The sequence below is a fragment of the Rhodococcus sp. ACS1 genome (assembly GCF_002300155.1).
GTDB classification, from domain to species: domain Bacteria; phylum Actinomycetota; class Actinomycetes; order Mycobacteriales; family Mycobacteriaceae; genus Rhodococcus_F; species Rhodococcus_F koreensis.
The window spans coordinates 637,294-654,063 of record NZ_NSDZ01000001.1 but is presented as its reverse complement, the minus strand read 5'-3'; the positions used below and the strand labels follow the sequence as shown (position 1 = coordinate 654,063).

Genomic DNA, 16,770 nt, shown 5'->3' with positions numbered 1-16,770 from the left:
GCAACAATACGTATAGTCGAGCCCGCAGGTAGTGGGTGTTCGGGACGGGGACAGGATGTCGGTACAGGCAGATACTGCGCAGGCGCTCGTCGATGCGGTGTTCGCGCTCGGGCGGTCGTTGCGGGCGGTCGTCTCCGCGAGCGGCGAGACCCCGATCGCGCCCGCACTGACGAGCGTGCTCTTCGTGCTCGCAGCGCGCGGGGAGTGCCGCCAGAACGAACTGGCCGCCGACCTGTGCGTGAGTCAGTCCTCGCTGAGCAGGCAGATTTCCGAACTGGTCGACGCGGGATACGTATCCCGCGCCGCCGATCCCGACGACAAGCGGGCCTCCCGGATCCGGGTGTCGCCGAGCGGGATGGACATTCTGGCCGAGACCACCGCGCGCCGGGCCGAACGGTTGCGCGGCATGCTCGAAGACTGGTCACAGGAACAGGCACTGGCGGCAGTGACGTCGCTGACCCAGCTCACCGACACGTTCGCGGCCTCGGTGCAGCAGCGCGGCCCCCGGGCCTAGACCAGCCGCCACCGCACGCGCACGTCCACCCGCGTCGGCTTCTCACCGCGTTCGACGGCGATCGCGGAATCGGCCGCCGCGAACGCCTTCGCGACCGGTCGCGGGGATACGTCACCGATGTCGACCTCCGCGATGTCGAGCACCTCGCCCAGTGCGCTCCCCGACAGCGAGGCGTACTGCTCCGCTTTGCCGAGGGCATCGGCCCACGCCCGTTCCCGGGCGGTCGCCGTCAGCGCGGCCGGATCGGAGAAGTCGAATTCGAGTCCGCCGAGGCGGATGTCGTCGCCACCCGCGCCGACGCAGGCGGCCACCACCTGCGCCGGTGACGGTGCGGATGCGCCGGCCGCACGGACGGTGATCTGCAGTGTCGTCGCCGCGGTGTAGCCCGTCACCTCGTTGCCCCGGCCCTCGGCCCACGTGGTCTCGGAGTGCACGGACAGCCCGGTGGTCGCGAGGTCGGGGCCCGAGACGCCGTACCCGCGCAGGGTGTCGGTGACGGCAGTGGTGGAGCGGGCGACGGCCTCGAACGCATCGGCCACCGCGGGACGCGTCGCCGTCACGGTGACGGAGGCGCGGACGAGATCCGGAACCGCGGAGACGATTCCGGATCCGCGCACCGTCACCGCATGCTCGGCGGGACCGGACACAGACGCCGTCACGACTTACGGTTGTACAGGCGCATCGTCAGCGGTCCGAAGATCACGACGAATCCGGCGCACCACCCGAACACCACGGCGAGATCCGCCATCTCCACCGTTCCGGCCATGAGCCCGCGAATGGACGTCACCAGCTTGCTGATCGGGTTGACGCCGACGAACGCCTGGAGCCAGCCCGGCATGGTCGCGGGGTCGACGAAGATGTTGCTGGCGAACGTCAGTGGGAACAGGATGAACATCGACACCCCCATGACCGCCTGCTCGGTGCGCATGAGCATCGCGAACATCGTCCAGATCCACGACAGGCTGAAGGAGAACAACAGCAGCAGTCCGATCGACGCCACCACACCGACGAGCCCGCCATCCGGGCGGAATCCCAGGACGAGCCCAAGGATCAGGACGATGATCGAGGCGATCGTGTAGCGGACGACGTCGCCGAGCAGCGCGCCCACGAGAGGCGACGGACGCCAGATCGGGAGCGACCGGAACCGGTCGAAGACGCCCTTCTCGATGTCCTTGTTGAGCGTCAGGCCGGTGTACATGGTGATCATGACGACCGTCTGCACGAGGATGCCCGGCAGCAGGAACTGCACGTAGGCGCTGGTCGATCCGGCCAGCGCACCCCCGAACAGATACGTGAACATCAACGTGAACATGATCGGGAACATCGTCACGTCGAACAGTTGCTCGGGAACGTGCTTGATCTTGAGCAGGGCCCGCCAGCCGAACGACAGCGACGTCGACAATGCGGTGGGTCGCGCGGGCCTCGGGCCGGGCATCTTCAGGACGTCGGCGACAGCCGCTGCGGTGTCGGCGGTCCGGTCGGTGGTGGAGGTCATGCGTGCTCCTCGGTGGGTCGGCCGGTGAGGGAGAGAAAGACTTCGTCGAGGCTCGGCTGCCCCAATGCGAATGTGCTGACTGCGATTCCGGCGTCGTCGAGTGCGGGCAGCGCCCGCGAGACCCGGGCCGGGTCGTCGATGCGGGCGGTGAGTGCGGCGGGATCGGCTTCCTCGGTGACCGGCACCTCGAGCACGTCCCGCAGCAGCGCCGCCGCCGCGGGACGGGTGGCGATGTCGGTGACCCGCACGTGCAGCGCACCCGATCCGACGGAGGCCTTGAGTTCGCCGGTGGTGCCCTCGGCGATCACCTTGCCGTGGTCGATGACGGCCACCCGGTCGGCGAGTTGGTCGGCCTCGTCGAGGTACTGCGTGGTCAACAGCACCGTCGTTCCGCCGGCCACCAGTGCGCGGACGATCTCCCACACCTGATTGCGGCTGCGTGGGTCGAGACCGGTGGTGGGTTCGTCGAGGAAGATCATCTCCGGGGTGACGATGATGCTCGCCGCGATGTCGAGCCGCCGGCGCATGCCGCCGGAGTAGTTCTTCACCTGCCGGTTGCCCGCCTCCTCCAGACCGAACGCGGACAGCAACTGCTCGGACCGGGTGCGGGCCGCCGCGCGGGAGTACCCGTACAGCCGGCCGAGCAGCAGCAGATTCTCGCTGCCCGTCAGATCCTCGTCGAGCGAGGCGAACTGCCCGGTGAGGGAGACCTTGCTGCGCACGGCGTCCGGCTCGGTCGCGACGTCGTGTCCCAGCACGGTGGCGGTTCCACCGTCGAGGGGCAGCAGCGTGGCCAGCATGCGGATCGCGGTGGTCTTGCCCGCGCCGTTCGGTCCGAGGACGCCGTAGACGCCCCCGAGGGGAACGGCCAGATCCAGGCCGTCGACCGCGTGGGTGGATCCGAATGTCTTGACGAGTCCCGTCGTCTCGATGGCCAGCTTGGTCGCTGTGAGCATTGCACCCTGCTTTCGATTCGAGCGTCGTCGGTTCCGAGCCCCAAGCCTGTCCGATTTTTCCGGTTCGGGCAACGGGTTTTCCCGTGAGCCGGTCAGAGTCCGCCGCCCTGGCGCAGCAGCGCCCGCAGCATCACGTCGAGTTGCTCGTACGCGCCCGACGCGAGACGTTCGAGCAGCGCCAGCTTCAGTTTCGGTTCCTCCGAAGCCATTTCGGTGTAACGCTCGGTGGTCAGCACCGCGACCGTCACCTCGGTGTCGGCGCGGACGTCGTTGAGGAACCGGGAGTCGATCATCATCGTCATCTCCCCGAAGCTCATGCCGGCCGACAACGTCATGATCCGGTGCACCGCACCCGACTGGTCGGTGACCGTGGAACTGACGCTGCCGGACAGGATGAGGAACAGCCCGGCGGCCCGGTCGCCCCGGTGGATGACGAGGTCGCCGCGCGCATACGACTGGGTGACCAGATCGCGGGTGAACCGTTCGAGTTGCTTCGCGCTGAGGGTGGACAGCATGGGGTGCTCGGCGATCGTGACGGACGACGGCTGACGTGCCGTGCTGCAGTGCCGGTCGAGGAGGATGTCCTCACACCACTGCACGGCGGCATCCAGGTCGGCGAACACCCGGCCCGCCCGTCCCGACAGGTCGGAGCGGGTGTTGCCGAGCAGACCGGCTGGGTCGACGAACGCCAGCGCGCACCCGCTCTGTCCGAGGTCGGCCCGCAGGGTCTCGAACATCCGGCGTGCGACCCCGCTGACGTCGTCGACGCGCCGGACGTCGATCACCACCGCTTCGAGGTTCTCCTCGACGCCGCCGATCTCGCGGACGGCGCTCTCCGCGCCGGCGAACAGCAGATCCCCGTGCAGTTCGTAGATCCGGCTGCGCTTGCCGACGTCGTCGAGGGCGGCGCGCTCGGCGGGGGACCGCCGCATCCGGGACGGGGCGTCCGACACGGAGTACCGGGCGCGGACCGCGGAACGGGCGGCGCGGGTGACGTGCAGGAAGTGCAGTTCCAACTCGTTCGACAGGGCGCGGCACGACTCGACTCCGCGGACGCTGTTGCCGTGGGAGTCGAGGCGCGGCGAGTAGATCGCGATCCCGATCTGCCCGGGCAGGACGGCGAGCACGCCGCCCCCGACGCCGCTCTTGGCGGGCAGCCCGACCTCGTAGACCCATTTGCCCGCGGCGTCGTACATGCCGCACGTCGACATCACACTCAGGACCCGCTCGACCAGGGCCGGCTCGAGGACGGTCTCCCCGGTGACGGGATTGACGCCGTTGTTCGCCATCGTCGCCGCCATCAGGCTCAGGTCGCGGCACGTCACGTCGAGGGAGCACTGACGGAAGTAGAGATCGACCGCCTCGTCGGGGTCGCCGGTGATGATGTCGAACGAGCGCAGCATGTGGCCGATCGCCCGGTTGCGGTGCCCGCTCCGCGACTCGGACTCGTAGACCGCCCGGTTGAACGTCAGGTCCCGCCCTGCGTACCGGGAGTACGTGGACCGGATCCGCTCGAATCGCGTGTCCAGGTCCGGTCCGGCCACCAGCGACGTCGCAGTGATCGCCCCGGCATTGATCATGGGATTGCGGGGCCGTTCCGTCCGTGGGTCGAGGCTGATCTCGTTGAACGGTTCCCCGGACGGTTCGACGTCGATCTTCTCGGCGACGGCGGCGGACCCGCGATCGGCGAGCGCCAGGGCGTACGTGAACGGTTTCGAGATGGACTGGATCGTGAACGGCAGACGGGTGTCGCCGACCTCGTACACATAGCCGTCCACGGTCGCGACGCAGATGCCGAACGAGTCGGGGGCGACCGCGGCGAGCTCGGGAATGTAGTCGGCGAGCTGTCCGCCGCGGTTCTCCCGGGTCTCGGTGAAGACTTTTCCGATCAGCGCGTCCACGACGGTGCTCATGAGAAGACCCTAGAGGCTGCTCACGACGAAATCGGCTGTTCCGCCGGGTCCGCCCGGCGACACAATTGTGTGAAGCCGGTCACGGCTGTGGCCGGAATGCCCGAGGACGAAGCCGCACCACGCCGCCGCCGCGACCGGTACCGTGTGTTCCGCCCTTCCGCGGCTCCGTAGACTGGTTCCACTGTGACGTGACACGAAGCCACGTGGCAGAGGCACGCAAGGCAGCGTGCATCACGGAGGGAGCGATCTCGTTGGGTGTTCTTGCCCGTATCCAGACGCCTGACGATCTTCGTCAGCTGAATCCGGCGGAGATGAAGCAGCTCGCCGCGGAGATTCGTGAGTTCCTCGTGCAGAAGGTCGCGGCGACCGGCGGGCACCTCGGCCCCAACCTGGGCGTCGTGGAGCTGACCCTCGCGCTGCACCGCATCTTCGAGTCGCCGGCCGACCCGATCATCTTCGACACGGGCCACCAGGCGTACGTCCACAAGATCCTCACCGGCCGCAAGGACGATTTCGACTCGCTCCGCAAGCAGGGCGGCCTGTCGGGGTACCCGTGCCGGGCGGAGAGCGATCACGACTGGGTCGAGTCGTCCCACGCGTCGGCGGCGCTGTCGTACGCCGACGGCCTCGCGAAGGCCTTCGAACTGACCGGCCAGGCCCGGCACGTCGTCGCCGTCGTCGGTGACGGCGCCCTCACCGGTGGCATGTGCTGGGAGGCGTTGAACAACATCGCCGCGGGCAAGGATCGCTCGGTGGTCATCGTCGTCAACGACAACGGCCGCTCGTACGCCCCGACCATCGGTGGTCTCGCCGACCACCTCGCCGCCCTCCGGCTCCAGCCGGGCTACGAGCGGATCCTCGACAGCGGCCGGCGGATGGTGAAGAAACTTCCGTGGGTGGGACGCACTGCCTACTCGGTGCTGCACGGGATGAAGGCGGGACTCAAGGACGCCGTCGCCCCGCAGGTGATGTTCACGGACCTGGGCATCAAGTACCTCGGACCGGTCGACGGCCACGACGAGGCCGCGCTCGAATCCGCGCTGCGCCGCGCGAAGGCGTTCGGCGGTCCGGTCATCGTGCACGCCGTCACCCGCAAGGGCATGGGTTACGCGCCCGCCGAGAACCATGTGGCCGATCAGATGCACTCGACCGGCGTGATCGATCCGGTCACCGGTAAATCGGCCGGATCGGCGTCCGCCGACTGGACGTCGGTGTTCTCGGCCGAGCTGATCGACCAGGCTGGCCACCGTCAGGACATCGTGGCGATCACCGCCGCCATGGCGGGCCCGACCGGTCTCGCCGCGTTCGGCGAGAAGTACCCCGACCGCATGTTCGACGTCGGGATCGCCGAGCAGCACGCCGTCACGTCGGCCGCTGGCCTGGCGCTCGGCGGCCTGCACCCGGTGGTCGCCGTCTATTCGACGTTCCTCAACCGTGCCTTCGACCAGTTGCTGATGGACGTGGCCCTGCTGAAGCTGCCCGTCACCCTCGTCCTCGACCGCGCGGGCATCACCGGCAGCGACGGCGCCAGCCACAACGGCATGTGGGACATGTCGCTGCTGGGCATCGTGCCCGGGATGCGGGTCGCGGCTCCCCGCGACACGGCCACCCTGCGGGAGGAACTGAGCGAGGCGCTGGCCGTCGACGACGGGCCGACCGCACTGCGCTTCCCGAAGGGCACGGTCGGTGACGACGTGCCCGCCGTGAGCCGGCTCGACGGCGTCGTCGACATCCTGCGCGCCCCCTCCGGTCGCAACGACGTGCTCATCGTGTCGGTCGGCGCGTTCGCCGGTCTCGCGCTCGCCGCGGCGGAACGTCTGGAACAACAGGGCATCTCGGCGACCGTCGTCGACCCGCGGTGGGTGCTGCCGGTCCCGGAGTCGCTGCTGAAGCTCGCCGAGGACTACACGATGGTGGTCACCGTCGAGGACAGCGGCCTGCACGGCGGTGTCGGGTCCACCGTGTCCGCCGCGCTGCGGTCGGCCGGGGTCGATGTGCCCTGCCGCGATCTCGGTGTTCCGCAACGGTTCCTCGACCACGCGTCCCGCGCGCAGATCCACACCGAGTTGGGACTCACCGCGCAGGACGTCGCCCGGCAGATCACCGGGTGGTTCGCCGGCCTCGGTAACGTGCGCCCCGGGCAGCAGAACGGTGTCGTCGCCGGCCTCGATGCGCAGCGCGCGGAGAACAGCGGCCAGTAGGACCGACCCCGTCCCACACGAGAAATCCGGCCGAATCACACTGTGATTCGGCCGGATTTCTCGGTACCGGGGTCAGGTGTGCATCTCCTCGAGCTCCATCCCTTTCGTCTCCCGGACCTTCGACCGGACGAAGAAGTAGGACAGCAGCGCGAAGAACGCGAACAGTCCGTACAGGAACCACAGCCCCACCGACCGGGTGAGCGGCGGGAACGCCAGTGTGACCGTAAAGTTCGCGATCCAGTTCGCCGCCGTGCTGATGCCGAGTGCGTAGGCGCGCATGTTGTTGGGGAACATCTCGCCCAGCATCACCCACATGACCGGGCCCCAGGTGGCGGCGAAGAAGATCACGAACAGGTTGGCGCCGATCAGCGCGACCGCCCCCCACGGGCTGGGGAGTGTGACGTCGTCGCCACTGCCCGTGGCCTGGGAGAAGGCGATTGCGGCCATGAGCAGGCTCGCGAACATCCCCAGCGAGCCGACCTCGAGGAGGATCTTCCGGCCGATCCGGTCGACGAAGAGGATGGCGACGAATGTCATACCGACGTTGATGATCGCGGTGATCACCGACGTGGTGAACGACTCGTTCTCGGTGAAGCCCACCGACTTCCAGAGCGTGGTGGAGTAGTAGAAGATCGCGTTGATGCCCACGAACTGCTGGAAGATGGCCATGAAGATGCCGACCCAGACGATCGGCTGCAGCCCGAACTTCGGGCCGCGAATGTCGTCGAACGACGCCGTCGATTCGTGGCGCAGGGTCAGCCGGATCTCGGAGACGCGCTCCTGCGGGTCGACTTCGCCGGTGATGTTCGCGAGGATGTCGGCCGCTTCCTGGTCGAGGTGCTTGCCCACGAGGTACCGCGGCGACTCGGGAATGAGCAGGGCGAGAATGCCGTACACGACCGCGGGGACCACACCGACGATGAACATCCAGCGCCAGGCCTCGAGGTTGAGCCACAGCTCTTCCGACGCGCCGCCCGCGGCGTTCTGCAGCACCGCGTCCGACAGCAGCGCGGCGAAGATGCCGAGAGTGATGGCCAACTGTTGCAGCGACGCCAACGCGCCGCGGTAGCGGGCCGGCGCGATCTCCGAGATGTACGTGGGCGCAATGACCGACGCGATACCGATGCCGAGACCGCCGAGGACGCGCCACAGCATCAGGTCGGGGACGCTGAACGCGAGACCGGACCCGAGCGAGGAGACGACGAACAGCACCGAGCCGAGCAGCATCACTTTCTTGCGGCCCCAGCGGTCGGCGAGGCGGCCCGCAAACCACGCGCCCACAGCACATCCGAGCAGCGCGATCGCCACGGCGAAGCCCGTGAAGAACGACCCCAGCTCGAAGTGGCCCTGGATGGAGTCGACGGCGCCGTTGATGACCGAGCTGTCGAAACCGAAGAGAAATCCACCCACCGCGGCGGCGACGGTGACGCCGATGACCTTCGCGGTGTGTCTTTCGGACATCTGCGTCATCGCATACCTGCTTTCGGCGAGCGTTCCTGATGCGGGCACAGCGGAAATTTGTGTCTCGGATTACGCTACGCCCGACACCGCCTGTCAGGCGGGAGTTCAGGCACCCGCTTTCTTCGCGGCCTCGCTCAGCTGAGGTGTCAGCTTGTCCAGAACCCACGGTGTCGCGAGAACGCTGGTCTGGCTGAGCCCCGAGATGATCTTCGTGTCCGACAGCGCGACCGCGGTTCCGCGCCCGATGGCACCGAGATTCGCGTAGGCCGGGTTCGCGGCGACGGTGGTGTTCTCCGGGACGAACGCGACCACGACGTCGGCGTCCACGTCGGAGATGTTCTCCACGGAGATGTCGGCAAAGAACTTGTCAGGATCGTTCGCCGCGGCCAGCTTCTGCACGCCGGGCGACACGGTGAAGCCGAGCTCGGTCAGCACCTGGACGCGGGGATCGGAGGGCATGTAGACGTTGACGGTCGCGGCGTCGGTGTCGAAGTTGACGACCGAGATCGTCTTGCCTGCGAACTCGGGATGCGCGGCGGCGGTCTGGGCGAGGGTGTCGTCGAGACCGGCGACCAGCTGCTCGGCCTCGGCACTCTTGCCGAGTGCCTGACCGACCAGTGCGGTCTGGTCCTGCCACGTGGTCTGCCACGCCTTGTCCGGGTACGCCACGGTGGGGGCGATTCCCGACAGTTTCTCGTACGTCGCCTCGTCGAATCCCTCGTACGGTGCGAGGACCACATCGGGCGCCAGCGCGGCGACGCCCTCGATGGGGGTGGACGTGGCCGCGTCGAGCAGCGTGGTCGCGGACGGGTCGAAACGGTCCTGCAGCCAGGGCATCACGCCGTTCGCCTCGGCGCCGTACGTGTATTTCGGCATGCCGACCGGTGTCTGGCCGAGGGCGTAGACGACGTCCTGGGCGTTCCATCCGAGGGTGACGATGCGTTCGGGTGCCGCGTCGAGCGTGGTCGATCCGAACGTGTTCGCGATGGTGACCGGGAATCCCTCACCGGACGCCTCGGTGCTGCCGCCGCCGTCGCCGGACGAGCAGGCGGCGAGGAAGAGGGACGAACTGGCCACGGCGAGTGCGACGGCGAGCTGACGCCTGGCGGTGGGTGCGAACACGGCAACGACTCCTTCGGGACAAAATATGGAAGGTAAGCCTAACCTAGAGTTGTGCGCTCGTTCGGTGGACGCCGCCACTTCGAATCACCGTGATTGGAATTCCCGGGCCCGCCGCCGCCTGGCGCATTACCCGGGCACTGCCGTGTTCGCGCTGGTGACAAGAGTCGCCGCCGGCGCGGACCCGGCCGATTCACCGAGGCGTCCGGGGGGCGTGTTCGCCGCGACTCCGGGTCCCGCGGACTGGCGTTAGCGTGTGTCTTCGTCCAGCTCACACGCACAATCGACGAAGGAACCATGGTGGTGAATCCGACTCCCCTCCCGACGGCGTCACGCAGTTCCCGTGCGGACCATGCGCGCAGATTCGCCGACCTGCTGCGGCAGCAGATCCACGCGGAGTCCTTCGCCGAGCGCGGATTGCCGTCGGAATCGGAGTTGGCCGCCGAGTTCGGCGTGTCGCGCAACGCGGTGCGCGACGGACTGGCGCTGCTGAAGCAGGAGGGGCTCATCGACCGCGCCCCCCGCGTGGGAACCCACGTGGCGCAGCGCAAGTACGACCACGGCCTCGACGCCCTGCTGGGGCTGAAGGAGACGCTGAAGGGGCACGGCGAGGTCCGCAACGACGTCCGCGCCGCCGTGGAGATCAGCCCGCCGCCCGCCGTCGCCCGCCGGCTGCAGCTGGAGCCGGGCGAACCCGCCGTGTACATCGAGCGGGTGCGCTACCTCGGAGACCTCCCGCTCAGCCTGGACCTCACCTACCTCGTCCCCGACATCGGCGCCGAGATCCTCGGCCGCGACCTCGAAACCAACGACGTGTTCGCGCTGATCGAGGAGGTCTGCGGTCAGCCTCTGGGTTCCGCCGATCTGGCGATCGAATCCGTCAATGCCGACGCGCACTCCGCCGCGAACCTCCAGACCCCCGAGGGCGCGGCGCTCCTGCTGCTCGAGCGCCTCACCCGGCTCGTCGACGGACGGCCGGTCGACCTCGAATACATCCGCATGCGCGGTGACCGGATCACCATGCGCAGCAACCTCGTCCGCAGACCCGACATCACGAAATGGGAGCTCACCTCATGACCTTGGTCAACCAACGCGCCGACGTACCCGTCACCATCGACGAGTCGCTGTGCATCGAGGGCTGCACCCTGTGCGTCGAGATCTGCCCACTCGATTCCCTCGCCATCAACCCGGAGAACGGCAAGGCGTTCATGCACGTCGACGAATGCTGGTACTGCGGCCCCTGCGCGGCGCGCTGCCCGACCGGCGCGGTCACCGTGAACATGCCGTACCTCCTCCGCTGAGCGAAAGACCACACAGATGAAGCGACGTTTCCCCACCTTCGCGATCGCCGCCGCGGCACTGACACTCGTGGCGACGAGTTGCTCCCTCGAACCGTCGGCCGGAAACGGCGACGCGGTCACCGTGGTGATCGGGTACCAGTCCAAGACGATCAACACCGTCACCGCCGGAACCCTGCTGCGGGCGCAGGGCTACCTCGAACAGCGTCTGCAGGACGTCACGGAACGGACCGGGACGAAGTACTCCGTCGAATGGCAGGACTACGACACCGGTGCGCCGATCACCGCCCAGATGGTGGCAGAGAAGATCGACATCGGATCGATGGGCGACTACCCGATGCTGATCAACGGCTCCCGCACCCAGGCGAACCCGCGCTCGAAGACGGAGATCGTCTCGGTGACCGGATACAACCCCGAGGGCGCGCTGAACATGGTGGTGGTGCCGCCGAACTCACCGGCGACCACGCTCGGCGACCTGGCCGGACAGAAGGTGTCCGCGAGCGTCGGCTCCGCGGGCCACGGCACCCTCGTCCAGGCACTCGACCGCGCCGGGATCGACCCGGCCACCGGCGTCGAGGTCCTGAACCAGCAGCCGCAGGTCGGATCCTCGGCACTGGAATCCGGTCAGGTGGCCGCGTTGTCGCAGTTCGTCGCGTGGCCGGGACTTCTCGTCTTCCAGGACAAGGCGAAGCTGCTGTACGACGGCGCCGAACTGCACACCCCGACCCTGCACGGTGTGGTGGCCCGGGAGGCGTACGCGGACGAGCACCCCGAGGTACTCGACGCGTTCCTCCGGGCACAACTCGACGCCACCCGGTTCGTGCAGACTGAACCCCTCGAGGCATCGCGGATCGTCGCCGACGCCAGCGGGCTGCCGCAGGAGGTCGTGTACCTGTACAACGGCCCGGGCGGCACCTCGTTCGACACCACGCTCAAGCCCGGTCTGATCGGTGCACTGAAGAACGATGTGCCGTATCTGAAGTCGATCGGCGACTTCGCCGACCTCGACGTCGACGGTTTCGTGAACGACGCACCGCTGCGGTCGGCATTCGCGGCGGACGGGCAGGACTACGACACCACGCTCGCGTCCACCGCCAACCCCGCCGCCGTCACCGGTACCGACCCCGTGTGCGCCGCGCCCGCGAGCGACCCGGCATTGGCCGGGGAGGTGTGGTTCGACGGCACCGGCGAGACCCAGCCGGCCGCGAACCCGACCTGCCTGCTCCGGGCGGTGAAGCAGGCCCGCGCCGAGGGCCGCACCGTGCGCGCCGGCTACGTTCCCGACGCCGAACTGGGCACCCGATGGTTCGCGGACAAGGCCGTGTGGGTGCGCGACGGCGACACCTTCCTGCCGTTCACCACCGGCGCCGCGGCCGACCGCTACCTGAGGGCGCACCCGTCGGGGGCCGTGGTCACCTACGACCGCGCCGTCGAGGAGGTCCGGCCGTGACCACACTGGAACAACCGGAAGTCCTGTCCGACGCCGAAGGCGTTGTGGAAGAACATGATCCGGAGACCCGCCGACGATCGTCGCCGTGGCGGTCCCGGCTCGTGCGGGTCGCCTCGGTGCTGGCTGCGATCCTCGCGTGGCAGCTGCTCACCGCTTACGACGTCCGGTTGTGGCTGCGGTTCGACACGCTCCCCACCGTCACCGACGTGGTGTCCGCGTTCGGCACCCAGCTGCAGACCGATCTGTTCTACCTCGACCTCGGACAGTCGCTGATCCGCATTCTCAGCGGATTCGGACTCGCCACGGTTATCGGGGTGGCCACCGGAATCGCCCTCGGCAGATCGGAACTGTTCGCCGACGTCCTCGGCCCGCTGACCGAACTCGCCCGGCCGATCCCCGCCATCGCGGTCGTACCCGTCGCGATCCTGCTGTTCCCCAGCGACGAGGCGGGCATCGTGTTCATCACGTTCGTCGCCGCATTCTTCCCGATCATGGTGAGCACCCGGCACGCCGTCCGGGCACTGCCCACGCTGTGGGAGGACTCGGTGCGCACCCTCGGCGGCGGACGCTGGGACGTGCTGGCCAGGGTCGTGCTGCCCGGGATCCTGCCCGGCGTGTTCGGTGGACTGTCCGTCGGGATCGGGGTCGCCTGGATCTGTGTGATCTCCGCCGAAATGATCTCCGGCAGGCTCGGTGTCGGGTACCGCACCTGGCAGGCGTACACGATCGTCGACTACCCCGGCGTCTTCGTCGGCATGATCACGATCGGCATCCTCGGATTTCTCACGTCCGGGGCGGTCGAACTGCTCGGCAGGCGGGTCACCCGCTGGCTGCCACGAGGGGAGCGCGCATGACCGCCACCGCCGGAACGTCCGTGGCCGCGGGCATGTCGCTGGTCCTCGATGACGTCACCCTGTCCTACACCGGGAAACCCGTCATCCGTTCGCTGTCGCTGACCGTGGTGCCCGGCGAGATCCTGGTGCTCACCGGACCTTCGGGGTGCGGCAAGTCCACCGTGCTCCGCGCATTGGCGGGGCTGCTGCCGCCCGATTCGGGGCGGGTCGTCGCCGACGGCGCCGCGGTGGAGTCGACCTCCCGGGACCGGGCGGTCGTCTTCCAGGACAACGCGCTCCTCCCGTGGCGCACCGTGCGCTCGAACATCGAACTGGCCCTCGCGCTGCGCGGCGAACCCCGCAAGGGGCGCCGTGAGACCGCCGACCGCTGGATCGCCGAGGTGGGTCTGACCGGGTTCGGCGACTTCCTGCCGAAGAACCTGTCCGGCGGCATGCGCCAGCGGGTCCAGTTGGCGCGCGGCCTCGCCGGGGCGCCGCGGGCCGTGATGATGGACGAACCGTTCGGCGCCCTCGACACCCAGACCCGCGGCGTCATGCAGCGACTGCTCGTCGACACGTGGAGCACGCACCCGACGACGGTGGTGTTCGTGACCCACGACGTGGACGAGGCGGTGCTGCTCGGCGACCGGGTGGCGGTGCTGGGCCGGGCAGGTGAGCCGCTGCGGGCGCTCGTCGACATCCCGCACCCCCGCGACCGCGACCACCTCGACCATCCCGGCACCCGTGCCGCCCGCGCCGACGTTCTCGGCGCGCTGAACCACACTCCGGAGACCTGATGGACATCCCCGACCTCGCCGACACCGTCCGCCTCGACTGCGACGTCCTCGTCATCGGCGGCGGCACGGCAGGCACGATGGCGGCGCTGACCGCCGCCGAGAACGGCGCGAACGTGCTGCTGCTCGAGAAGGCGCACGTGCGCCATTCCGGTGCGCTCGCCATGGGAATGGACGGTGTCAACAACGCCGTCATCCCCGGCAAGGCCGAACCCGAGGACTACGTCGCCGAGATCACGCGCGCCAACGACGGAATCGTCAACCAGCGCACCGTATACCAGACGGCGACCCGCGGTTTCGCGATGGTGCAGCGCCTCGAGAAGTACGGCGTCAAGTTCGAGAAGGACGAGTACGGCGAATACGCGGTCCGCCGGGTGCACCGCTCCGGTTCGTACGTGCTGCCGATGCCCGAGGGCAAGGACGTGAAGAAGGCGCTGTACCGGGTGCTGCGGCAGCGGAAGATGCGCGAGAAGATCCGCATCGAGAACCGGCTGATGCCGGTCCGGGTCCTGACGGAGAACGGCCGCGCCGTCGGCGCCGCGGCGCTGAACACCCGCACCGGCGAGTTCGTCGCTGTCGGCGCGAAGGCGGTCATCCTCGCGACCGGCCCGTGCGGCCGGCTGGGGCTACCGGCGTCGGGGTACCTCTACGGCACCTACGAGAACCCCACGAACGCCGGCGACGGCTACTCGATGGCCTACCACGCGGGCGCCGAACTCAGCGGCATCGAATGCTTCCAGATCAACCCCCTGATCAAGGACTACAACGGCCCGGCCTGCGCGTACGTCGCGAACCCGTTCGGCGGCTACCAGGTCAACGCCGAGGGGGAGCGGTTCGTCGACTCCGACTACTGGTCCGGGCAGATGATGAGCGAGGTCAAGAGCGAGATCGAATCCGCCCGCGGCCCCATCTATCTCAAAGTCAGCCACCTGCCGGAGGAAACCCTCGACACGCTCGAGTCGATCCTGCACACCACCGAACGCCCCACCCGCGGCACGTTCCACGCGAACCGCGGTCACGACTACCGCAGCCACGACATCGAGATGCACATCTCCGAGATCGGCCTGTGCAGTGGGCATTCCGCGTCCGGCGTGTGGGTGGACGAGCACGGCGCGACCACCGTCCCGGGGTTGTACGCCGCCGGCGACCTGGCCTGCGTCCCCCACAACTACATGATCGGCGCGTTCGTCTACGGCGACCTCGCCGGATCCCACGCCACCGGCACCCTGCCCGACGTCGACGCGCCGGACGCGCTGCCCGCGGAACAACTGGCCGCCGCGCACGAGCTGATCTATCGGCCGCTGCGCAACCCGGACGGCCCGCCCCAGCCGCAGGTCGAGTACAAGCTGCGCCGCTTCGTCAACGACTATGTGGCACCGCCGAAGACGGCGACGAAGTTGTCGATCGCCGTCGAGACGTTCGAACGGATGGCGGGAGAGATCGCCGGGATGGGCGCGACCACCCCGCACGAGCTGATGCGCTGCGCGGAGGTCACGTTCATCCGCGACTGCGCGGAAATGGCGTCCCGCAGTTCCCTCACCAGGACCGAGAGCCGGTGGGGGCTGTACCACGAACGCGCGGACCTCCCGGACCAGCGGGACGACGAATGGGGTTACCACCTGAATCTGCGGCGCGGCGAGAACGGCGACATGGAGTTCTTCAAGCGCCCCGTCGAACCGTACTTCGTGCCGGTGCCCGGACTCGATTCCCTTCCGCCGGTGGACCGCACCGTCGTCCCCGTCGCTCAGCCGCCGCTGGTCGGGGGCCGCGCGCCGGTGGAGGAACGCTCCCGCATCGCGGCGCCGACCCGGCAGGAGCCGTCCTCACCGGCCATCGTCGCGGTCCTCGGACTCGACGCCCCGAGCGTCGCCGAACTCGCACCGTACCTGCAGGACGCCGATCCGCAGGTCCGCGTCACGGCACTGTCCGTGCTGACCGAAGGGACACCCGACGGATTCGGCGCCGCCCTCGTCGACGCGCTCGGCGACGGCGCGGTGACGGTGCGCCGCGCCGCCGCCGACGGACTGCGCGAACTCGTCGAGGTGCTGCCGTCGGCCGGCGGACTGGCCGAGCACCTGGGGTCGTCCGACGCCGTGGTCCGGGCCGCCGTGGTCGACGTCCTGCGCGCCCTGCACGCCGGTGCGGCGGAGCAGTTCCTGACCGCGCTGTCCGACGCCGATCACCACGTCCGGATCGAGGCGGTGCGGGCACTGGTGTCGCTGGACCGGTGGGAGTCGGTGGCCGAGGGGGCACACGACGAGAACCGCGAAGTGCGGATCACCGTCGCACACGGCCTGGCCACCGTCGGGCTCGGCGGTGCCGAGACGGTGCGCACGCTGGCCGGAGACCGGGATCCGCTGGTGCGCGCCGCCGCGCTGACGGCGTTCGCGAGCCTCGGCTGCCGCGGTGACGACGTCGCGCTCGCGACAGCGGCGCTGCGGGAGTCGGCCTGGCAGATCCGGCAGGGCGCCGCCCGGGCACTCGCCGGTGCGGAACCCGATGTCGCGGTGCCCGTGCTGGCGGACGCCCTGACGGACGCGCACCTCGACGTGCGCAAGGCCGCGGTCCTCGCACTCGGCCGGTGGACCGGCGACCGCGGCGCAGTCGATGCCCTCACCGCCGCACTCGAGGACACGGACGCCGACGTGCGGGCCTACGCCCGCCAGGCCCTCGTCGCCGCAGACCACGTCCCCGTCCCCTGAGCACGTGAGTGGCGATGTGTGCCGGGGCACACAT

Annotated in this window: 14 protein-coding genes; 8 read left to right on the top strand and 6 right to left on the bottom strand. The window is 69.0% G+C overall.

What is annotated here, in order from left to right; genetic code table 11:
• Positions 1-55 precede the first annotated feature (55 nt).
• The gene (locus CJ179_RS03065; RefSeq protein WP_072942327.1) at positions 56-514 is read left to right on the top strand and encodes a MarR family winged helix-turn-helix transcriptional regulator; all 459 of its coding nucleotides are present in this window, start codon (positions 56-58) and stop codon (positions 512-514) included.
• On the opposite strand, the gene CJ179_RS03060 is transcribed toward CJ179_RS03065, so the two are convergent.
• The 4 genes from CJ179_RS03060 to glsA form a co-directional block, all read right to left on the bottom strand.
• A complete protein-coding gene (locus CJ179_RS03060; RefSeq protein WP_072942325.1) occupies positions 511-1,173 on the bottom strand; it encodes an SIMPL domain-containing protein in 663 nt (220 codons plus the stop codon). The genes CJ179_RS03065 and CJ179_RS03060 overlap by 4 nt on opposite strands.
• A complete protein-coding gene (locus tag CJ179_RS03055; protein WP_072942323.1) occupies positions 1,170-2,009 on the bottom strand; it encodes an ABC transporter permease in 840 nt (279 codons plus the stop codon). The genes CJ179_RS03060 and CJ179_RS03055 overlap by 4 nt, the downstream gene beginning before the upstream one ends.
• Positions 2,006-2,965, bottom strand: coding sequence for an ATP-binding cassette domain-containing protein (locus CJ179_RS03050; protein WP_072942321.1), 960 nt, complete (start codon positions 2,963-2,965; stop codon positions 2,006-2,008). The genes CJ179_RS03055 and CJ179_RS03050 overlap by 4 nt, the downstream gene beginning before the upstream one ends.
• A gap of 92 nt (positions 2,966-3,057) precedes the next feature.
• A complete protein-coding gene (glsA, locus tag CJ179_RS03045) occupies positions 3,058-4,878 on the bottom strand; it encodes a glutaminase A (protein WP_072942319.1) in 1,821 nt (606 codons plus the stop codon).
• 251 nt (positions 4,879-5,129) lie between these two features.
• Here glsA and dxs point away from each other — a divergent pair, with 251 nt between their 5' ends.
• A complete protein-coding gene (gene dxs, locus CJ179_RS03040) occupies positions 5,130-7,079 on the top strand; it encodes a 1-deoxy-D-xylulose-5-phosphate synthase (protein WP_072942458.1) in 1,950 nt (649 codons plus the stop codon).
• Positions 7,080-7,151: 72 nt separating this feature from the next.
• On the opposite strand, the gene CJ179_RS03035 is transcribed toward dxs, so the two are convergent.
• Complete coding sequence (locus CJ179_RS03035) at positions 7,152-8,549, bottom strand: sugar porter family MFS transporter (protein ID WP_072942317.1); 1,398 nt, start codon at positions 8,547-8,549, stop codon at positions 7,152-7,154.
• 96 nt (positions 8,550-8,645) lie between these two features.
• The gene (locus CJ179_RS03030; protein WP_072942315.1) at positions 8,646-9,662 is read right to left on the bottom strand and encodes an iron-siderophore ABC transporter substrate-binding protein; all 1,017 of its coding nucleotides are present in this window, start codon (positions 9,660-9,662) and stop codon (positions 8,646-8,648) included.
• A gap of 294 nt (positions 9,663-9,956) precedes the next feature.
• Between CJ179_RS03030 and CJ179_RS03025 the strand changes: the two genes are divergently transcribed.
• Genes CJ179_RS03025 through CJ179_RS03000 form a run of 6 tightly spaced genes read left to right on the top strand, consistent with a single transcriptional unit; the run spans position 9,957 to position 16,736 of the window.
• The gene (locus CJ179_RS03025; RefSeq protein WP_095860670.1) at positions 9,957-10,736 is read left to right on the top strand and encodes a GntR family transcriptional regulator; all 780 of its coding nucleotides are present in this window, start codon (positions 9,957-9,959) and stop codon (positions 10,734-10,736) included.
• Positions 10,733-10,960 (top strand): ferredoxin family protein, encoded by a 228-nt coding sequence (locus CJ179_RS03020; RefSeq protein WP_005240903.1) that lies wholly within the window; start codon positions 10,733-10,735, stop codon positions 10,958-10,960. The genes CJ179_RS03025 and CJ179_RS03020 overlap by 4 nt, the downstream gene beginning before the upstream one ends.
• 16 nt (positions 10,961-10,976) lie before the next feature.
• Positions 10,977-12,407: an ABC transporter substrate-binding protein gene (locus CJ179_RS03015; RefSeq protein ID WP_095860669.1), complete on the top strand. Its 1,431-nt coding sequence runs from the start codon at positions 10,977-10,979 to the stop codon at positions 12,405-12,407.
• Positions 12,404-13,261, top strand: a complete 858-nt coding sequence (locus CJ179_RS03010) for an ABC transporter permease (protein WP_095860668.1) — start codon at positions 12,404-12,406, stop codon at positions 13,259-13,261. Before CJ179_RS03015 ends, CJ179_RS03010 begins: the two co-directional genes overlap by 4 nt.
• A complete protein-coding gene (locus CJ179_RS03005) occupies positions 13,258-14,037 on the top strand; it encodes an ABC transporter ATP-binding protein (protein ID WP_072942307.1) in 780 nt (259 codons plus the stop codon). The genes CJ179_RS03010 and CJ179_RS03005 overlap by 4 nt, the downstream gene beginning before the upstream one ends.
• Complete coding sequence (locus CJ179_RS03000) at positions 14,037-16,736, top strand: fumarate reductase/succinate dehydrogenase flavoprotein subunit (RefSeq protein WP_072942305.1); 2,700 nt, start codon at positions 14,037-14,039, stop codon at positions 16,734-16,736. Before CJ179_RS03005 ends, CJ179_RS03000 begins: the two co-directional genes overlap by 1 nt.
• Positions 16,737-16,770: the final 34 nt, after the last annotated feature.

Excerpts from the sequence above, each read along its gene's own strand:
- CJ179_RS03065 (WP_072942327.1), top strand. The coding sequence starts at position 56 with ATGTCGGTACAGGCAGATACTGCGCAGGCGCTCGTCGATGCGGTGTTC.
- CJ179_RS03055 (WP_072942323.1), bottom strand. The coding sequence starts at position 2,009 with ATGACCTCCACCACCGACCGGACCGCCGACACCGCAGCGGCTGTCGCC.
- CJ179_RS03050 (WP_072942321.1), bottom strand. The coding sequence starts at position 2,965 with ATGCTCACAGCGACCAAGCTGGCCATCGAGACGACGGGACTCGTCAAG.
- glsA (WP_072942319.1), bottom strand. The coding sequence starts at position 4,878 with ATGAGCACCGTCGTGGACGCGCTGATCGGAAAAGTCTTCACCGAGACC.
- CJ179_RS03035 (WP_072942317.1), bottom strand. The coding sequence starts at position 8,549 with ATGACGCAGATGTCCGAAAGACACACCGCGAAGGTCATCGGCGTCACC.
- CJ179_RS03025 (WP_095860670.1), top strand. The coding sequence starts at position 9,957 with ATGGTGGTGAATCCGACTCCCCTCCCGACGGCGTCACGCAGTTCCCGT.
- CJ179_RS03020 (WP_005240903.1), top strand. The coding sequence starts at position 10,733 with ATGACCTTGGTCAACCAACGCGCCGACGTACCCGTCACCATCGACGAG.
- CJ179_RS03015 (WP_095860669.1), top strand. The coding sequence starts at position 10,977 with ATGAAGCGACGTTTCCCCACCTTCGCGATCGCCGCCGCGGCACTGACA.
- CJ179_RS03005 (WP_072942307.1), top strand. The coding sequence starts at position 13,258 with ATGACCGCCACCGCCGGAACGTCCGTGGCCGCGGGCATGTCGCTGGTC.
- CJ179_RS03000 (WP_072942305.1), top strand. The coding sequence starts at position 14,037 with ATGGACATCCCCGACCTCGCCGACACCGTCCGCCTCGACTGCGACGTC.